Annotated in this window: 17 protein-coding genes; 7 read left to right on the plus strand and 10 right to left on the minus strand. The window is 73.7% G+C overall.

The genetic code is table 11. The annotated features are described in order from the left end of the window. Nucleotides 1-13: 13 nt before the first annotated feature. From uppS to ACFVSN_RS00715, 3 genes are read right to left on the minus strand one after another with little or no spacing between them, the layout of a single operon-like run. Nucleotides 14-790 (minus strand): polyprenyl diphosphate synthase, encoded by a 777-nt coding sequence (gene uppS, locus ACFVSN_RS00705; protein WP_387593935.1) that lies wholly within the window; start codon nucleotides 788-790, stop codon nucleotides 14-16. A gap of 51 nt (nucleotides 791-841) precedes the next feature. After that, nucleotides 842-1,624, minus strand: a complete 783-nt coding sequence (locus ACFVSN_RS00710) for a hypothetical protein (RefSeq protein ID WP_387593937.1) — start codon at nucleotides 1,622-1,624, stop codon at nucleotides 842-844. Further along, complete coding sequence (locus tag ACFVSN_RS00715) at nucleotides 1,621-1,920, minus strand: PadR family transcriptional regulator (protein ID WP_380445247.1); 300 nt, start codon at nucleotides 1,918-1,920, stop codon at nucleotides 1,621-1,623. Before ACFVSN_RS00715 ends, ACFVSN_RS00710 begins: the two co-directional genes overlap by 4 nt. Before the next feature lie 261 nt (nucleotides 1,921-2,181). Here ACFVSN_RS00715 and ACFVSN_RS00720 point away from each other — a divergent pair, with 261 nt between their 5' ends. After that, nucleotides 2,182-2,646, plus strand: a complete 465-nt coding sequence (locus tag ACFVSN_RS00720) for a hypothetical protein (protein WP_387593939.1) — start codon at nucleotides 2,182-2,184, stop codon at nucleotides 2,644-2,646. A gap of 64 nt (nucleotides 2,647-2,710) precedes the next feature. Here ACFVSN_RS00720 and ACFVSN_RS00725 read toward each other — a convergent pair whose 3' ends face one another. The 4 genes from ACFVSN_RS00725 to ACFVSN_RS00740 form a co-directional block, all read right to left on the minus strand. Further along, complete coding sequence (locus tag ACFVSN_RS00725) at nucleotides 2,711-3,070, minus strand: zinc ribbon domain-containing protein YjdM (RefSeq protein ID WP_387597748.1); 360 nt, start codon at nucleotides 3,068-3,070, stop codon at nucleotides 2,711-2,713. A gap of 234 nt (nucleotides 3,071-3,304) precedes the next feature. Beyond that, the gene (locus ACFVSN_RS00730; RefSeq protein ID WP_387597745.1) at nucleotides 3,305-3,790 is read right to left on the minus strand and encodes an ATP-binding protein; all 486 of its coding nucleotides are present in this window, start codon (nucleotides 3,788-3,790) and stop codon (nucleotides 3,305-3,307) included. Between the two features lie 22 nt (nucleotides 3,791-3,812). Then, entirely contained in the window at nucleotides 3,813-5,525 is a 1,713-nt protein-coding gene (locus ACFVSN_RS00735) for a SulP family inorganic anion transporter (protein WP_387597742.1), read from the minus strand. Nucleotides 5,526-5,528: 3 nt separating this feature from the next. Beyond that, nucleotides 5,529-5,723, minus strand: a complete 195-nt coding sequence (locus ACFVSN_RS00740) for a hypothetical protein (RefSeq protein WP_380499082.1) — start codon at nucleotides 5,721-5,723, stop codon at nucleotides 5,529-5,531. Between the two features lie 230 nt (nucleotides 5,724-5,953). On the opposite strand from ACFVSN_RS00740, the gene ACFVSN_RS00745 reads away from it, so the two are divergent. Further along, nucleotides 5,954-6,328: a hypothetical protein gene (locus ACFVSN_RS00745; protein ID WP_359970277.1), complete on the plus strand. Its 375-nt coding sequence runs from the start codon at nucleotides 5,954-5,956 to the stop codon at nucleotides 6,326-6,328. A 15-nt stretch (nucleotides 6,329-6,343) separates the two neighbouring features. Here the strand turns inward: ACFVSN_RS00745 and ACFVSN_RS00750 are convergent, their stop codons facing one another. After that, nucleotides 6,344-6,724, minus strand: a complete 381-nt coding sequence (locus ACFVSN_RS00750) for an ArsR/SmtB family transcription factor (RefSeq protein WP_387597739.1) — start codon at nucleotides 6,722-6,724, stop codon at nucleotides 6,344-6,346. An 815-nt stretch (nucleotides 6,725-7,539) separates the two neighbouring features. Between ACFVSN_RS00750 and ACFVSN_RS00755 the strand changes: the two genes are divergently transcribed. Both ACFVSN_RS00755 and ACFVSN_RS00760 read left to right on the plus strand, forming a co-directional pair. Beyond that, on the plus strand, nucleotides 7,540-8,649 hold the full coding sequence (locus ACFVSN_RS00755; RefSeq protein ID WP_387597760.1) for a cytochrome P450: 1,110 nt from the start codon (nucleotides 7,540-7,542) through the stop codon (nucleotides 8,647-8,649). An 8-nt stretch (nucleotides 8,650-8,657) separates the two neighbouring features. Next, complete coding sequence (locus ACFVSN_RS00760; RefSeq protein ID WP_380445901.1) at nucleotides 8,658-8,864, plus strand: ferredoxin; 207 nt, start codon at nucleotides 8,658-8,660, stop codon at nucleotides 8,862-8,864. 69 nt (nucleotides 8,865-8,933) lie between these two features. On the opposite strand, the gene ACFVSN_RS00765 is transcribed toward ACFVSN_RS00760, so the two are convergent. Beyond that, complete coding sequence (locus tag ACFVSN_RS00765; protein ID WP_387597736.1) at nucleotides 8,934-9,983, minus strand: hypothetical protein; 1,050 nt, start codon at nucleotides 9,981-9,983, stop codon at nucleotides 8,934-8,936. 270 nt (nucleotides 9,984-10,253) lie between these two features. Here ACFVSN_RS00765 and ACFVSN_RS00770 point away from each other — a divergent pair, with 270 nt between their 5' ends. The 3 genes from ACFVSN_RS00770 (at nucleotide 10,254) to ACFVSN_RS00780 (ending at nucleotide 13,468) form a co-directional block, all read left to right on the plus strand. Beyond that, nucleotides 10,254-11,780: an FMN-binding glutamate synthase family protein gene (locus ACFVSN_RS00770; protein ID WP_380445903.1), complete on the plus strand. Its 1,527-nt coding sequence runs from the start codon at nucleotides 10,254-10,256 to the stop codon at nucleotides 11,778-11,780. 231 nt (nucleotides 11,781-12,011) lie between these two features. Beyond that, nucleotides 12,012-12,368 (plus strand): nuclear transport factor 2 family protein, encoded by a 357-nt coding sequence (locus tag ACFVSN_RS00775; RefSeq protein ID WP_380445904.1) that lies wholly within the window; start codon nucleotides 12,012-12,014, stop codon nucleotides 12,366-12,368. Between the two features lie 11 nt (nucleotides 12,369-12,379). Further along, complete coding sequence (locus ACFVSN_RS00780; protein ID WP_387597731.1) at nucleotides 12,380-13,468, plus strand: RICIN domain-containing protein; 1,089 nt, start codon at nucleotides 12,380-12,382, stop codon at nucleotides 13,466-13,468. Between the two features lie 60 nt (nucleotides 13,469-13,528). Here ACFVSN_RS00780 and ACFVSN_RS00785 read toward each other — a convergent pair whose 3' ends face one another. Then, nucleotides 13,529-16,612, minus strand: coding sequence for an ATP-binding protein (locus ACFVSN_RS00785; protein ID WP_387597729.1), 3,084 nt, complete (start codon nucleotides 16,610-16,612; stop codon nucleotides 13,529-13,531). Nucleotides 16,613-16,725: the final 113 nt, after the last annotated feature.

A 16,725-nucleotide genomic window follows, 5' to 3' on the forward strand; every position in this document is an offset into this window, starting at 1 on the left:
GATGCGTGGATGCTCAGCCGCCGTAGCGCCGCTGCCTGGCGGCGAAGCTGCGGACGGCGCGCAGGAAGTCGACCTCGCGGAAGGCGGGCCAGTAGGCCTCGCAGAAGTACAGCTCCGAGTAAGCGCTCTGCCAGAGCAGGAAGTTGGAGAGCCGCTGTTCGCCGCTGGTCCGGATGACGAGATCGGGGTCCGGCTGTCCGGCGGTGTACAGGTGCGGGGCGATGTCGTCGACCGTCAGCGCGTCGGCGACCTCGGTCAGCGAGGCGCCGCCTTCGGCCCGCGCGTACATGAGGTCGCGCACGGCGTCGACGACCTCCTGGCGGCCGCCGTAGCCGACGGCCAGGGTGACATGGGCGCCGGTGGTGCACGTGCTGGTGGCCTCGACGGCCCCCTTGAGGGCGTGGGCCGTGCTGTCGGGCAGCGCGTCGGTCAGGCCGGCGAGGTGCACCTGCCAGCGGGCGTCCGGTCGGGTGAGGCGGTCGGTGACCACCTGTTCGATCAGCCCCATCAGGTAGGCGACTTCGGCGTCGCCGCGGCGCTGGAGGTTCTCGGTCGAGCACACGAAGACCGTGACGTGGTCGATCCCCAGGGCCTCGCACCAGGCGAGCACCTCCTCGACGTGGTCGGCGCCGGCCTTGTGCCCGAGGCTCGGGTCGGCCATGCCCATCTGCCGGGCCCAGCGGCGGTTGCCGTCCATGATCAGCCCGACGTGCCGGGGCAGTGGGCCCGCCATGACCTCGCGGCGCAGCCGGCGGGTGTAGAGGGAGCGGAGCAGGTCGGGCATGGGCACCGTCCGAGTGGGTTGGAGTGGAGCGCGGTCGAGGCCGGACGCGGCACCGGATCACGACGCCGGTGGCAGGTCCCGCAGATCGCGCAGGGTGCCGGCGCACACCCCCGTCAGGAGCAGCAGGCCCGCGCCGATGCCGACGCCGAGCAGGTGGAGGCCGGTGAGCGAGACGCCGAGGATGGTGGCGCCACCGGTGGCGCTGGCGCCGGCGAGGGTCCACACGCCGGCCCGGAGGCGGCCGGTGCCGGGTGGCACGACGGCGTCCGCGCCGACACCCGTGAAGATCCGCGGGATCTGGACGGCGCCGAGGCCGAGGGCGATCCACCAGGCGGCGAGCACGGCGGTGCGCAGGGTGGGCGGCGAGGCGTCCGCGTCGACACCGCTGTGCACCAGGATGACGACGGCGGTGCCGAGCAGTGTCGGTGCGGCGAGGCGGCGGACCGCCCAGCCCAGCAGCGTGATCGCGGCGCCCGGCGTGGGCCGGGGGCGGGGTGCGACCAGGGCGATGCCGAGCAGCAGCAGCGTGGTGCAGCCCTGCATGACCGCCTCCCGGACGCCGACGGCGGGCAGCGAGTCGGCCTGTTCGGCGGCCAGGTGACCGAGGAACCAGGCGGCGAGGGCGACCGTGATGCCCATCGTGGCCACCCGCCGCTGGCGCTGCGCGGGTGAGTCGGCGGGCCAGACCGCCGGGTGCAGCCACATGTCGGCGATGCCCACGGCAAGGTTGGGCCAGGACTTCCAGCCCGCGCCGCGGGCCTCGTCCTCCACCATCGAACCCCAGCGTTCGCGGAACGCGTCCGGGTAGAGCCTGACCAGGCCTCGGGCGACGACGCTCACGCGGGGTTCACCCCCAGTCGCCGGAGTCCCGCGTCCGCGACCCGGGCCATGGCGCGCAGTTCGCGCTCCAGCACCTCGCGGCCGAGGGCCGTCAACTGCACCGGCCGCTGGCGCCCCTGCCCGTCGAGCGGCTCGACCAGCCGCTTCGACTCCAGCCTGGCCAGCGCCCCGTACAGGCTGCCGGGCCCCAGCCGCTCCCCCGTCAGCTCCTCGATCGCCGCGTTGACGGCGTACCCGTGCAGCGGCCCGTCGGCCAGCGCGCAGAGCACGAGCGTCTGGGCGTCGTTGGCTTGCATGTCGTCGCTCCTTTCGATCCGACGGAGGACCATACTACGCGCTGCGAACTACGCGCCACGTAGTAAGCGATGCGCATCATCGCGTCGCCCGCGGTGATTTGACGATCAGCCAGTGCGGACGACCGCGCCCGAGCGTCGAGGTTCCCGGGCCGCCCCACCCGCCCGTGGGACACGGCCGAGCGGGGGAAGCCCGGTCACACCGTTTCCCGCCGACGGCGCGTATGCGCACCCGCGGCCGGTCGACGGCCCTACCGTGCGGCCATGGCCCCAACGCTCACCGCCGCCGCCTGGCAGGGAGTCCTCGCACCCCTCGGCCACCGCGCCACGACGCCGGAGCGGCCGATGATCGCGCCCGTCCCGATCAGCCGGCCGCTCACGCGCTCCACCATGCCCCTGCCCCTCGCCCTCCCGGACGGCCGCGTGATCGGCACCGTCGAGGAACTGTGGCTCGCCAGCCGCGCCCTCATGGGGCGCGGCCTCGTCCTCGACTCCGGCTGCGCCCGGGGTCTGGCCGACGGCGGCCTGCCGGTCGACGTCGCCTTCGACCACTGCCGCGAGGTCCTGCGCTACGGCCGCCGCCCGTTCTGCTGGGCGCGGGAGTGGCTCGGCATGCGTCCCGCGGGGCGCGACATCGCGGACTGGTCCGTCCACTCCGTCACCGTCGTGGACCGTCCGCTGTTCACCACCGCCCGGATCTACCCCAAGCCGGTCGCCCGAGAGACGTGAGCACAAGGGCCGCGGGCCGATCGTCGGTCGATCGGCCCGCGGCCCCGTGGCCGGGCGGAGCGGCTCAGGCCTTCTTCACCACGCTGGACTTGAGCTGCATCGCGCCGAAGCCCTCGATGCGGCAGTCGATGTCGTGGCCGTCGACGCCGTCGACGAGGCGGATGTTGCGGACCTTGGTGCCCGCCTTGATGCCGGAGACGCTGCCCTTGACCTTGAGGGCCTTGACGACGGTCACGGTGTCGCCGTCGGCCAGCACGTTGCCGACGGCGTCCTTGATCACGCGCTCGCCGACCGCGGCCGCAGCGCCCTCGCCGGCGCCGGCGGGGACCCACTCGTGGCCGCACTCCGGGCAGACCATGAGGGCGTTCATCTCATAGGTGTACTCGCTGGAGCACTGCGGGCACGGGGGAAGGTTGTCGCTCATGTGATCAGGATATCCAGTCGTTCTCAGGGGTGTTTTCCGAGGTCAGCGGGTGTCTGACGGCGGTTCTTCGAGGCGCGGTTGCGGAGCGCCGCAGCGCCGGGCGTATGTGCAGGCGCCGGCCCGTGGTGGCGGCTTCGGCGAGGACGGTCCGGAGCGCCGGCAGGTCGACGGTCCGCGGGCCGGCGGGAGCGCCGTGGTCGTCGTATTCGGTGATGGTGAAGTGCAAGGGCGGCCTTACTGCGGGATCGCGGTCGACGGGCTGAGCGGCAGGCGGACGTAGACGGTCTTGCCACCGTCCGGCGCGGGCTGGATCTTCAGGCCGCCGCCGAGGTGACGGACGAGGCCGGCCACGTCCGCCAGGCCGCCCGTGTCACCCGCGCGCGGGATGTCGGGCAAGCCCGGGTGCCCGTCGCGCACACCGGCTTCGAGGTGGGTGTCGGTCATGGCCAGCAGCAGGTCGAAGAACGGCGAGCGCGAACCGGCGTGCCGGACCACGTTGGTGACCAACTCGGTGATGGCGAAGACGGCGGCGTCGTGCACGACCGTCTTCGGCGGCACGCCCCACCCCGTGAGCACGGTGACCGTGATCCGACGGCTCGTCCGGGCGGCCGACCAGGTGCCGGCCAGGCTCATCCGGTAGCTGCGGTGGTGGTCGGCGGGCTCTGCCGGCTCGGCGGAGCGGTGGTCGCGGTACCGCCGATCGCGCCAGCGGCGGATCACCGTACACCCTCGGCGAGTTCGGTCAACGGGACGCTCCGGAGGGGCGGCCGGACACGGCCCGGCTGAGCAGGTGGGTACGGGCGAAGGCGATGGCCTCCGGCGTGCTGCCGAATATGTGCCCGTCGACGCGGAGCCGGTCGAGCACCCCGAGCGCGTCGAGGGGCCGATGGTGCTCGTCGCGGATGCCGGAGACGAGGACGAGCGTGCCGCGCCCCCGGAGTCGGGCGACGGCGTCGCCGAGGACGGTGGCACCGCTCGCATCGATCGCACTGACCCGCGACATGCGGAGGATCACGACCTTCGCCTCGGCGCCCTCGGTCAGCTCCAGCAGGAAGCGGTGCGCGGCCGCGAACAGCAGCGGGCCGTCGATGCGGTAGGCGACGATGTGCTCGGCGAGCAGCGCCCGCTCCTCGTCGTGGTGGTCGGCCGGGGGAAGGCCCGCGTGCAGCGGGACCCGCTCGACCCGGGCCGCCTTCGCCACCGCGGCGAGCGCCAGGGCACCGGAGACCAGCAGGCCGATCGCGACGGCGGTGACCAGGTCGAAGGCGAGCGTGGCGGCGGCGGTGAGGACGAGGACGGCGGCCTCGCCGCGCCCCGAGCGGGCGAGCGCGCGCAGCGAGCCGACCTGGACCATCCGTACCGCGGTCGCGATCAGCACCCCGGCGAGCGCGGCCAGCGGGATCCCGGCGACGAGCGGTGCGGCGGCGAAGACGATCACCGCGAGGACGGCGGCGTGGACGAGGGCCGCGAGCCTGGAGACGGCGCCGGAGCGGACGTTCACGGCGGTGCGGGCGATCGCGCCGGTGGCGGCGACGCCGCCGAACAGCGGGGCCGCGAGGTTGGCCAGGCCCTGGCCGAACAGTTCGCGGTCGCCGTCGTGGCGCTCGGAGACGGTCATCGCGTCGGCGGCGGTGGCGGACATCAGGGATTCCAGCGCGGCCAGCGCGGCGACGGCCAGGGCGGAGGGCAGCAGGGCCGGGACGGCCGAGAGGTCGAGGAAGTCGAGCGAGGGCGCCGGGAGGCCGGCGGGCACGTGCCCGATGGTGGCGACGGGGAGGCCGGCGAGCCCGGCGGTCACGGTCGCGGTGACGACGGCGATCAGCGAGAACGGCAGCGCGGGCCGCAACCGTCCGCCGACGAGCATCACGGCCGAGACCGCGAGGGTCACGCCGATCGCGGCCCAGTGCGGCGCGGCGGCGAAGTCGCGGGCCGCCTGCGCGGCGACGACGGCCGGGTTGTCACCCCCGGGCTTCCTCACGCCGAGCGCGCCGGGCACCTGCTGGAGGGCGATGACGCCGGCGATGCCGAGGGTGAAGCCCTCGACGACGGGCACGGGGACGTAGGCCATCCAGCGACCGGCGCGCAGCAGGGCGAGCGCGATGAGGACCGCCCCGGCGAGCAGCCCGACGGTGAGCACGCCGCCGGTGCCGTAGCGCGCGACGATCGGGACCAGGACGACGGTCATGGCGCCCGTCGGGCCGGAGACCTGGACGTCGGAACCACCGAAGACGGCGGCGAGTGCGCCCGCGACGACGGCGGTGGCCAGTCCGGCCTCGGCGCCGGCGCCGGAGGAGATGCCGAAGCCGAGCGCGAGCGGCAGCGCGACCACGGCCACCGTGAGCCCGGCGACCAGGTCCTTGCGGGGCGAGCGGCCCATGGTCGCGAGGAGCCGCCGGGTGGGCAGCACGGATCCGGCCCGGTCACGGACGGCGTCGAGGACCGCGCGGACGGCCATCGTTCAGCCCTCTCCTTGCTCTTCTTCGGCGGTGTGCGGCAGGTCGATCCCATGGGCGGACGCGATCCACAGCAGGGTGGCGACGCGCCCGGCGTAGGCCTGGGCTCCTTCGTCGTCCCGGTCGGCGCGGGCCTGCCGCAGCGCCTCGCGCGCCCGGGCCAGTTGTTCGCGCAGTTCCTCGTCGAACGCTGCGGTCACAGCCGTCCGCTCCTCTCCCCCGCCGTTTCCGGTCCAACGTCACGACAGCATGTATGGATATGAAGAATTTTTCAAGTCGCTGCTTTCGCATGTGATGGATTCCGACAGTAGCGATCTGTTGTGATCAGTAACGGTCAAAACGACGACCACGAAGCGCCCGGTGCCTACGCTCGGTGCACGGTCGGCAGACGGCCGGCCACGACGCGAGACGGTCGGGAGGACTTGTTCGGATGGCAGGCATCGAGGGCGCACTCAAGGACGCGATGGCGATCGACGGGGCGGTGGGCGTGGCCCTGGTCGACGCCACCAGCGGGATGGCGCTCGGCACGCTGGGCGAGGCCTCCGGCCTGGACCTCCAGGTCGCCGCGGCCGGCGCCACCGACGTCGTACGGGCGCAGCAGCGGGCGGCGGACGCGCTCGGGCTGCTCGGGGAGAAGCTGGAGGACAGCCTGACGACGCTCACCCGCCAGTACCACCTCGTGCGCCCGCTGACGTCGCCGGGAGGGAAGGGGCTGTTCCTGTACCTGGTGCTGGAGCGGACCCGGGCGAACCTGGCGATGGCGCGGCATCAGGTGCGGCGCATCGACGAGGAGCTGGTGGTCTGAGCCGGAGGGCGGGCCTTACGGCCGGGCGGGTCCCTCGGGCTGGGCGAGCAGGCCGTTGAGGAGCTCGGCCTGCTCGCTGATGACGCCGCCCAGGATGGCGCGGGCGACCCGCAGGAGCTCGGCGACCTGGGGGTTGGTGAGGCGGTAGTAGACGGTCGAGCCCTCGCGACGGGCGATCACCAGGTTGGAGCGGCGCAGCACGGCGAGCTGCTGGGACAGGTGGGAGGCTTCGACCCCGACCTCGGGCAGCATCTCGGCGACGGCGTGCTCGCGCTCGCTCAGCAGCTCCAGGACGCGGATGCGCACGGGGTGGCCGAGGGTTTTGAAGAACTCCGCCTTCAGCTGGTACAGCGGGGTGCCGACCACGGGAGGCGGGGTGGGCGTTTCGGCGTTCACGTCGTCACCGTCTCCGTCCGGGCCGATCGTCGTCGATCTCGATCGATCTTCGTCAAGGACTTGACCTTAGCAACCGACGGGACGGACGCGCAGGTCAGCCCCGTACCGGGCGGACGGCCCGGCCGCGCACCCGCCGCCGCCCCCAGGCACAACTCCAGGAGCGGCGGCGAGCCTGCATGCGCCCCCGCGACCATCGGGACGGATCGGACGTCGGAAGCGCCCGCGGCACCACACCGGCCACGCCCGCCCGGCGCGGGCCGAGAGACACCAACCACTGCCCGCGCCGGACACGGAGCGGACGGCACGGCCGTGCGGCACCACGGTGAGATACGCGTTTCCGCACCCGACCCCGCATGCAGTTGACGATATTAGCAACTGCTAAGGTCGTCATGCGCCAGCCCTCCGGAAGCGGGCCGGCGCCGCCAGGCCGCCCCGGAACCGACGCCGGGGCGGCCTCTCGCGTGCGCACCTCGGGGCCGGTGGTCAAGTCCGCGTGTCCGATGGTCATTTGAGCGGCTTTCCGCACTATCGAGTCGGCGGTGGTCCACCGCTGCTGCTCCGGTGGCGGATCTGGCATGATCGCCCCGTTGATTCGCATCGGCACCATGTGCCCGGATTTGGGACGGGCCAAGGGAGCGACCGGACCGGTCCGGCTCCTTGGCCGACCTCCCGGGCGGAAGGCGAGGAAGCCCGTGACACCGGCCGGCACCCGTTCGAGCGAAGTCGGGGCTCCCGCCTACCCGATGGCGCGGGAATGTCCGTTCCGCATGCCCGACGGCTACGACCGGTTGCGGGCGGAGGGGCCCTTGTCGCGGGTGACCCTCTACGACGGCCGGGAGGTCTGGCTGGCCTCCGGAAGTGCCGAGGGGCGGGCCCTGCTCCTCGATGCCCGGCTGTCCGTCAGCGTCCTGCACCCGGCTTTCCCCGCTCTGGCCCCGCAGTTCGCCGAGCAGTCGGCGGGCGGGTTCACGCCGCCGTTGAGCGGTGTGGACGATCCCGAGCACGCGCGCCAGCGGCGGCTCGTCATCCCCGCCTTCGGCGTCCGGCGGATCGCCGCGCTGCTCCCGGGGATCGAGCGGACCGCGGAGGCGCTCGTCGACGCGATGCTCGCCGGCGGGGACCGGGCCGACCTCGTCCCCGCCTTCTCCCTGCCGCTCGCGTGCGCGGCCAACCTCGCGCTGCTGGGCGTGTCCGAGGAGGACGGGCACGACATCGGGACGCGCAGCCGGCGCCTGCTCTCCCCCGCCGTCGGGGACGAGGCGGGGGCGGCGCAGCGGATCCTCGGCGAGATCCTCGACCGCCTGCGGGCCGTGGTCGCCCGCAAGGAGCAGCGGCCCGGCACCGGGCTGATCGACGAGCTGATCGCGGGACCGGTGGCGGAGGGCGGCATGGATCGGGATCAGCTCGTCGCGCTCTGCATGGTGCTCATGGCCAGCGGGGACGACAGCACGTCCAGCACCGTCGCCGCCTCGGTGTTCGCGCTGCTGGCGCACCCGGAGCAACTCGAACGGCTGCGCGGTGAACCGGGGTCGATCCCCGGCGCGGTCGACGAGCTCACCCGCCTCACGTCGGTGATCGACGTCCTGCCCCGCGTGGCCACGGCGGACATCGAAATCGCCGGGCACACGATCGAGGCGGGCGAGGGCGTCCTGGTCTCGCTCATGCTGATGAACCGCGACCCCGGCGCCTGGGAGGACCCCGATGCCCTGGACGTCGGCCGCCGGGCCGGGCGGCACGTCGCCTTCGGGTTCGGGGTCCACCAGTGCGTGGGCCAGAACCTGGCGAGGGCGGTGACCGGGACGGCGCTGAGCGTCCTGCTCCGCCGGGTTCCGACGCTCCGGCTGGCGGTGCCGGTCGAGCAGGTGAAGGCCGATCCCCCGTACGTGCTCCAGGGCGGCGTGTCCGAGCTGCCCGTCGCCTGGTAGGAGGCCCCATGGACGTCAACGGCAGCATCGAGATCGATGCCGGCCGCTGCATCGGCGCGGCGACGTGCACGCGGCTCGCGCCCGACGTGTTCACCCAGGACGACGACGGTGTCGCCGAGTTGCTCCCCGGCGGCGCGACGCGGGCTGACGACGCGCTGCTGCGGGAGGCGGTGCTCGGGTGCCCCGTCCAGGCGATCACCGTCCGCGCGAGCTGAACCGGCCCGACGCGAAGGGGTGAGCGGCCCCGCCGTGCAGCGCCGCGGCGGGGCCGCTCCGGCAGCCGGTCAGGCCGCCGCGCGGGCGGCCTTGGTGCGGGCGGCGTCGAAGACGGCGGCCGGGTTCCCGTAGTAGATCCACGGGCCCGCGATCTCCCGGCCCATCCCGCGGAACAGCTCCAGGGCCTGCGCCGGGCGGCCGTTCTCGATCAGGCCGTGGGCGATCCAGCCGCGGGACGGGACGGTGCCGGGGTGGGCCGGGTCGGCGGCCGCGAGGTCGGCCAGGGCCGCGTCCAGGGCGGCCGTGAACTCGGCGGACCGGTAGAGCGTGGCCGCGGACTTGTCGCGCAGCACCTGCTCCCAGTACGCCCGCAGCTTCAGCACCGTCAGCAGACTGCCGGCCGGCGCGCCGGCGATCGCCTCGTCGGCGAACCCGTGCATCAACTCGTCGCTGCCGCGCCACTTCGCGCACCAGTACTGCAGCGCGGCGGTGTGCGCGCCGAAGTGGTGGGGCTCGCGGGCCACGATCTCCGCCCACAGCTCGCGGTAGCGCTCGCGCGACCAGCCCTGGCCCATCGCGATCGCCTGCTGCGCCGCCCACGGGTTCGGGTCGTCGGCCGGGGCCAGCCGGATCGCCTCGTGCGACGCCTCCGCAGCCTCCTGCAGCACCTGGTGGAAGCCCGTGGCCTGTTCCCGGGTCACCTCGGAGGCGTACTGCCCGGTGCGGATCTCCCACGCCCGCTTGACCAGGGCATCGGTGTGCACCAGGGCGGCCTCGGGGCTGTCGGGCTGCTCCTTGCGCCACTGCCAGAGCCACAGGTCGTCGGTGGCCGCGAGCTCGCCGAACGGGTTCATCCGGGCGTAGCGGGCACTCCAGTCACCTTCATCGCCCGAGAGGTACGCGGCGGCGGGACGCCAGTCGCCCGCACGGGCCGCGTCCAGCGCGGCACGCGCCGCCGGGTCGGCGGGCTCGCTGCCCACCTCGACCAGCTCGGAGCGCGGCACCAGACCCGCCGCGGGCGCTTCTCGGCCCGCGTCGGCCTTGCGCTGCTTGTTCAGCCAGAGGCCCAGCCGGATGACGAGGACGAGGAGGGTGACGATGACGAACGGGTGGGGCATGAACCTGCTTCTCTACGAACTCCGTCGCACAGGTGTGCGTTCGGTGAAGATCGTAGCGTTCGGTCACCGGGCCCGGGTACGGGTTTTCCAGGCCGGCCGGCGCTCCCGGCACCCTGCTCACGGGCGCCTCATGGACGACTCCTAGGATCGGTCCGGATTCTTCGGCGGACGCCGTGCCTGACCGGCCGCGCCCGTCGTCCAAGGCCATGCACAACACGGCAGCACGGCTCCGCCGACGGCGATGGGGCCGCGCATCGAGGAGGAACGTCCATGCACGCCCGGAAGATCGGCGCGGCCGCCGCGACAGCGGTGGCGCTCCTGGCCGCCCGCGACCTCATGCAGAAGAAGCACGCGCTGCTCCGGAACTTCCCGGTGCTCGGCCACGCGCGGTACCTGCTGGAGACGATCGGGCCCGAGCTGCGGCAGTACATCGTGACCTCCAACGAGGAGGAGCGTCCCTTCAGCCGTGACCAGCGCACCTGGATCTACGCGTCGGCGAAGGAGGAGAACAACTACTTCGGGTTCGGCACCGAGGTCGACGTCGCGCACGTGCAGGGCCACGCCTACCTGAAGCAGCGCACGTTCGCCGGCGCCCTGCCCGACGCCCACGACCCGCAGGCCCCGCTGCCCTCGGCCAAGGTGCTGGGCGGGCCGCGCGGACGGGCGAAGGCCTTCCGGCCGGCGAGCGTCGTGAACATATCCGCGATGAGCTTCGGGTCGCTCTCCGGCGCGGCCATCACCGCGCTCAACAAGGGCGCGGCACTCGCGGGCACGATGCACAACACGGGCGAGGGCGGCCTGTCGCCGTACCACCGCAACGGCGGCGACCTCATGCTCCAGATCGGCACGTCGTACTTCGGCTGCCGCAACGAGGACGGCACCTTCAACCTCGACAAGCTCAAGGAGGTCGTCGCGAGCGCCCCGGTCAAGGCGATCGAGATCAAGCTCTCGCAGGGCGCCAAGCCGGGCCTGGGCGGCATGCTGCCGGGCTCGAAGGTGACCGAGGAGATCGCCGCGATCCGCGGCATCCCGGCCGGCCGGGACTGCGCCTCCCCGTCGCGGCACACCGCGTTCGGCGACGTCGACTCGATGCTCGACTTCGTCGAGCTGCTGGCCGCCGAGACCGGCCTGCCGGTCGGGATCAAGAGCGCCGTCGGCGAGCTGGAGTTCTGGCAGGAGCTGGCCACGCTGATGGCCCGCGGAGACCGCGGCGTCGACTTCGTCACCGTCGACGGCGGCGAGGGCGGCACCGGCGCGGCGCCGCGGATCTTCGCCGACTCGGTGGCGCTCCCGTTCCGGATGGGCTTCTCCCGCGTGTACGGGACCTTCGCCGAACTCGGGCTGACCGACGAGCTCACGTTCATCGGCTCCGGCAAGCTCGGCCTGCCCGAGAACGCCGCGGTCGCGTTCGCCCTGGGCGCCGACATGATCAACGTGGCCCGCGAGGCCATGCTGTCGATCGGCTGCATCCAGGCGCAGAAGTGCCACACCGACAAGTGCCCCACCGGCATCGCCACCCAGAACCAGTGGCTGGCCCGCGGCCTGGACCCGGCCTCGAAGTCCACCCGCGCCGCCGTCTACCTGCGCACGCTGCGCCGGGAGCTGCTCAAGGTCTCGGGCGCCCTCGGCGTCGCGCACCCGGGCCTCATCACGGCCAACGACATCGAGATCATGAACGGCGACTACGAGGCCCGCTCGCTGGCCGGCGTCTACGGCTACAAGGAGGGCTGGGGCGAGCTCGGCCCGCACCTCGCCAAGGAGATCACCGAGCTGCTCACCGCCAAGCCCGCCGTCTGACGCTCCGGCGCCGGCACCTACCGAGCCCTGCCACCGGGTCGACCCGGTGGCAGGGCTCGTGGCGTTCTCCGGGCGGAAGTTCCGTTGCCGGCCTGCGGGTTCGCGGGTTCTTCCGGTCGTCCTTCCGGTGAACCGTCCGGTGCTTCTTCCTGGTCCACCCGGCCGCCGCGATGTTCTGCTGAACGCGGTCAAGTGACCATCCCCCTCACCGAGGACAGGAAGGTGCCGCGTATGAACGACCCCAGTGCCCGAACCCCCCAGGAGATCTTCCGCAGCCACGGCAAGGCGCTCCTCGCCCAGGACCTCGACGGGATCGCCGCCAACTACGCCCCCGACGCGGCCTTCATCACCCCCGCCGGCGTCCGGCACGGCCGCGACGGCGTGCGCGAGGGCTTCGCCCGGCTGTTCGCCGACCTCCCGAAGGCCGAGTGGGACCTGGTGACCCAGACCTTCGAGGGCGACGTCCTCTTCCTGGACTGGTACGCCGACTCCGACACCAACCGGGCGCACGGCGTGGACACGTTCGTCTTCCGCGACGGGCTCATCCAGACCCAGACCGTCCACTACGCGCTGACCCCGAAGAGCTGAGGAGACCGACCATGAGTGGATTCCTGCGCACCCCCGGCTCCGTCGCGCGGCGCCTGCGGACCGCCGCCGTCGCCGCCGGCCTGGCCGCGGTCGGCGTGGCCGGCCTGCCCGCGACGCCGGCCTCGGCGGCCACCTGGACGCAGTCGGTGACCGGGCCGATGTACCTCACCAGCGGTGCCTGGCCCGATCACGACCTGTGCGCCAGTGCCACGGACGACAGCGTCCAGCTCCGGCAGTTCGACGCCTCCGACCCGTACTGCCAGTGGATCCGGATCGGGGACCGCGGCCACTTCGTGCTCTTCAACCCGAAGAAGCAGAAGGTCGCGAGCTATGTGGGCGGCAACGAGGGCGCGATCACGATGCAGACCCTCAACTACCCGACGCCTTACCTCCAGTTGTTCGCCTGGGGCGGCGCCGAGGACTGGGGCGCCTACGCCCTGCAGTCCTTCGAGGACAACGGACAGAACGTCGACGCCAAGGACCCGAACAGCGACACCCCGCGCACCGACGGGGTGCACACCCGGGGCTGGCGGCACGGCTACCAGCGCGAGTTGACCTGGAACGAACTTCCGGTCGCCGCGCCCGGTATCGACCGGTCCGTCGCGGCGCTCCAGGCGTACCAGACCTACCTGAACGGCACACTGGGGAACGGCGCACCGGACGAGACCGCCTGCGTGACGGAGGGCGCCCCCGTGCGGTCGGCCGCCAACAACCTGTTCGTGTCGGCCGAACTCGCCCGCGGCGGCGACGCCTACGCCGGGCTGCGCGCCCGCGCCGGCGGTGTCGGCCCGTGGGAGCAGTACAACCTGTGCCGCAACAACCGCAACGGCCTGTACGCGATCCGGTCGGCCGCCAACGGGAAGTTCGTCTCGACCGAGCTCGCCTACGGCGGCACCGACTACGCCGAACTGCGCGCCCGCGCCGACGTCCTCGGCCCGTGGGAGCAGTACACCGTCGAGGCCGTGGGCGGCGGCACCTACGCCGTCAAGTCGGCGGCCAACGGGAAGTACGTGTCCGCCGAGCTCGCCTACGGCGGGGACAGCTACGGCGAGCTGCGCGCCCGGGCCGACGGCATCGGGCCGTGGGAGCAGTTCCGGTAAGGAGACCCGCTGAACGGGCTCGGACCTCCCCGGAGCGGGAGGTCCGAGCCCGCACGTCGCCTACCGCGCGTACGCTCCCAGGGCCGCCCGGTCGGTCACGCCCAGCGTGCGGCCGATGCGTTCCAGCATGCCGCTCACGTCCTGCGGGGTCAGCAGCAGCGCCTGGGCGGCCTGGCGGTCGCTGTGACCGGCGCCGACCAGCTCCAGCAGCCGGTGCTCGGTCAACGACAGGGCCGGGGCCGGGGCCCGTTCGGCCGCCGGCCGCACCCCCACGGCGGCCAGCGCCCGGCGGACCCGGCCGGCCAGCAGGACGCTGCCGCAGGTGTCGGCGAGGTCCAGCGCCTCGGTGAGGACGTGGCGGGCCTCGCCGGTCTCACCGGCACGGGCCAGGACGACGCCCAACTCGTGCCGAGCCCGGGCAAGTTCGAGCCGGGCCGGGGAGCGCTCCAGCACGGTGACCGCCTCGCGCAGCAGGGCCTCCCCCTCGGGGCCGCCCACGACGACACCCAGGCAGCGCGACGCCACGCCGATCACCCGATCCGTTCCCCACCGGTGAGCCAACTCCAGCTCTTCGGTCGCGAGTTGGAACGCCTCTTCCCGCTGCCCGAGCGCCAGGTGCAGCAGCGCGGCACGCGAACGCCAGGGCGTCATGGCCAGGTTGGACACCCGCGCCCGCTTCTCCTGCGCGCCGTACTCCAGCAGGAGGGCCAGCGCGGCCGCCGGATTGCGCCGCGCCGCGTGCAGGCGGCTGCGGGCGAGGACCATCGGGCCCTGCCACGTCCAGCCCACCCGCTCGGTGTCGGCGTCCGGCACCAGGACGCCCGCCGCCGCGGCGAGCTCGCCGCGCTCGATCAGCGCCTCCCCCGTCTGGGCCATCAGCGCCAGCCGCACCCGGGGCTCCAGGCCCTCCCCCGCCGTCGTGGCGGGATGACCGAAGTCCGGCGTGAGGGCGGGAACGTGCCCCCGGCGAAGCCGGACCGTCAGCTGCCACACCATCGCCGCCGACACCATCAGGAACGAGCCCCAGCGCCCGCCCACCTCGGCGATGTGGTCGAAGCGGGCCGCCGCGTCGTCGAGCCGGTCGGTGGTGACGAAGGACAGGCCGACCAGGCTCACGAGCATCTGCGCCTGGTCGACGCCCGCCAGGCCGCCGCGAAGGGCCCGGTCGAGGAGGTCGTCGGTGACCGCCGCGCTGGCGTCGCCGGTGACGCCCGAGGCGGACAGCGCGGCCAGGACCGCGCACTCACCCGGCGTGTCACCGGCCAGCTTCTCCTCCCACAGCCGGGCCGCCTGCTCACGGGCCGCCGGGAGGGTGGCGAGCTGCTCGTAGCCGATCACCAGCATCTGGGCCTGGAGGTACCGGGACACCTCGCGGGCGAGCCCGGTGCCGTCCTCGGCCTGCCGCAGGTCCTCCACCGCGCGGGTGACGACCTCGACCGCCTCCGCGTGCCGGTGGTCGAGGAACAGGGCGTTGGCGAGCAGGTAGGCCGCCTCCGTCCGGGCGTACGGGTCCGTCAACGCGGCTGATGCCTGGGCCAGTTGGTGCCTGGCCGCGGTGACGTCGACCTGGAGCTCGGCCGCACCCAGCTCCAGGAGCAGCGGGCCGCGCCGGTCGGCGGGCATCGGCTCCCGCAGGGCGCGGCGCAGGTAGGTCGCGGTGACCTCGGGCGCGCCTCGGCCGCGCGTGACCCGTGCCGCCTCGCGCAGCGCATCCACGCGCCAGGCCTCGCCGCTCGGTTCGGCCAGCAGCAGGTGGGTGGCCACCGCGTCCTCGCCCGCGCCCTCGCGCCGTAACAGGTCGGCCGCCTGCGCGTGTGCGGCGGCCGATTCCACCGGGGTCATGACGGCCTCGGCGATCGCGGCCCGGACCAGGGGGTGGTCGAAACGTGCCGCCTCGCCGGTCGCCAGCACGCCGATCCGCCGCAGTCGGCGGCCGTGTTCCCGGGCCTGCGCCTCGCCCAGGCCGGCCAGTTCGGCCGCGAGGTGCCAGGCGGCCCCGTCCCCCAGGACGACCAGGGAGCGGGCCAGACGACGGGTCGGCTCCGGCTGGTCCGCCAGCCGCTTGACGACGGTGGCCGCCAGGATCCGGCCCCGGAACTCCTCGACGAGTGGCGCCCGGCCGTCCCCGGGCTCGACCCCGTTGTCGGCCAGGGTGCGCAGCAACTCCCGCAGGAGCAGCGGGTTTCCCTGGCACGCCTCGGCGCAGGCGGCGACGAACCGTGACCCGGCGCGGCGTCCCAGGCTCGCCTCCACCAGCTCGGCGATGCCGTCGGCGTCCAGCGCGGGCAGGTCGACGGGCCGGCAGTCCGGCTGTCCGGCGATCCGCTCCAGGAACGGCTCGGCCTCGGTCCCGCTGTGCGGCCGGGCTGCGAGGACCAGCAGCAGCGGCAGGCCGCTCAGGCGCCGTGCCAGGTAGTCCAGCCAGCGGACGGACGGGCCGTCCGCCCAGTGGGCGTCGTCGACCACGAGGGCGACCGGCCCGTCGTCCGTGACGTGCACCATCAGCCAGTACAGGCTGTGCAGGACGCCCAGGGACGCCTCGGGCGACAGGCCTCCGCCCTCGCCGTCCACGCGCAGCGCGTGTGCGGCCGGCGCCGCGGGGCCCGAGAGCAGCCGCTCCCGCCCGTCCGCTCCGGCTCGGGCCAGCAGCGGCTCGGCCAGCTGCCGCAGCACCGCGAAGGCGAAGTCCCGCTCCAGCTCTCCCCCGGCGGCCCGGACCACCCGGAATCCGCGCGCCTGCTCGGTGGCGGCCCACGCGTTCAGCAGCGTGGTCTTCCCCATGCCCGCGCTCGCGAGGACCAGCACGGCTCCGCCCCGGCCGGCCCGGGCATCGTCGGCCGCGCGTTCCAGGGCCGCCAACTGGGCTTGTCGGCTGAGCAGTTCGGGTACCGTCGCGCACTGGTCAACGGGTGGACCGGCCTGCCCGCCGGAGCGGCCGGCGGCGAACAGCGCGGCGGCCTCCGCCTCCGCCAGGCCCAGCGCCGACACCAGCACCTCCAGGGTGCGGCGCTGCGGCCGCTCCCGGCGGCCCCGCTCCAGATCCCTGATCGATCTGGCCGCCAACCCCGCGGCCTCGGCAAGTTCCTCCTGAGTCAGTCCCGCAGCACGCCGCAGCTCCCGCAGCAGCCGGCCCAACGTCGTCACCCACACACCCCCACACCCGGGTCACCCCAGTGGCTACTCCCCGGTAACAAGTCGGGACCCTACCGGGCGAGGTGATCTTCCGGGGCGGCTTGACGAGAACTTGCCAGAAGAGA

Origin of the sequence: Kitasatospora sp. NPDC057904 (genome assembly GCF_042887925.1) — a bacterium.
Taxonomy (GTDB): domain Bacteria; phylum Actinomycetota; class Actinomycetes; order Streptomycetales; family Streptomycetaceae; genus Kitasatospora.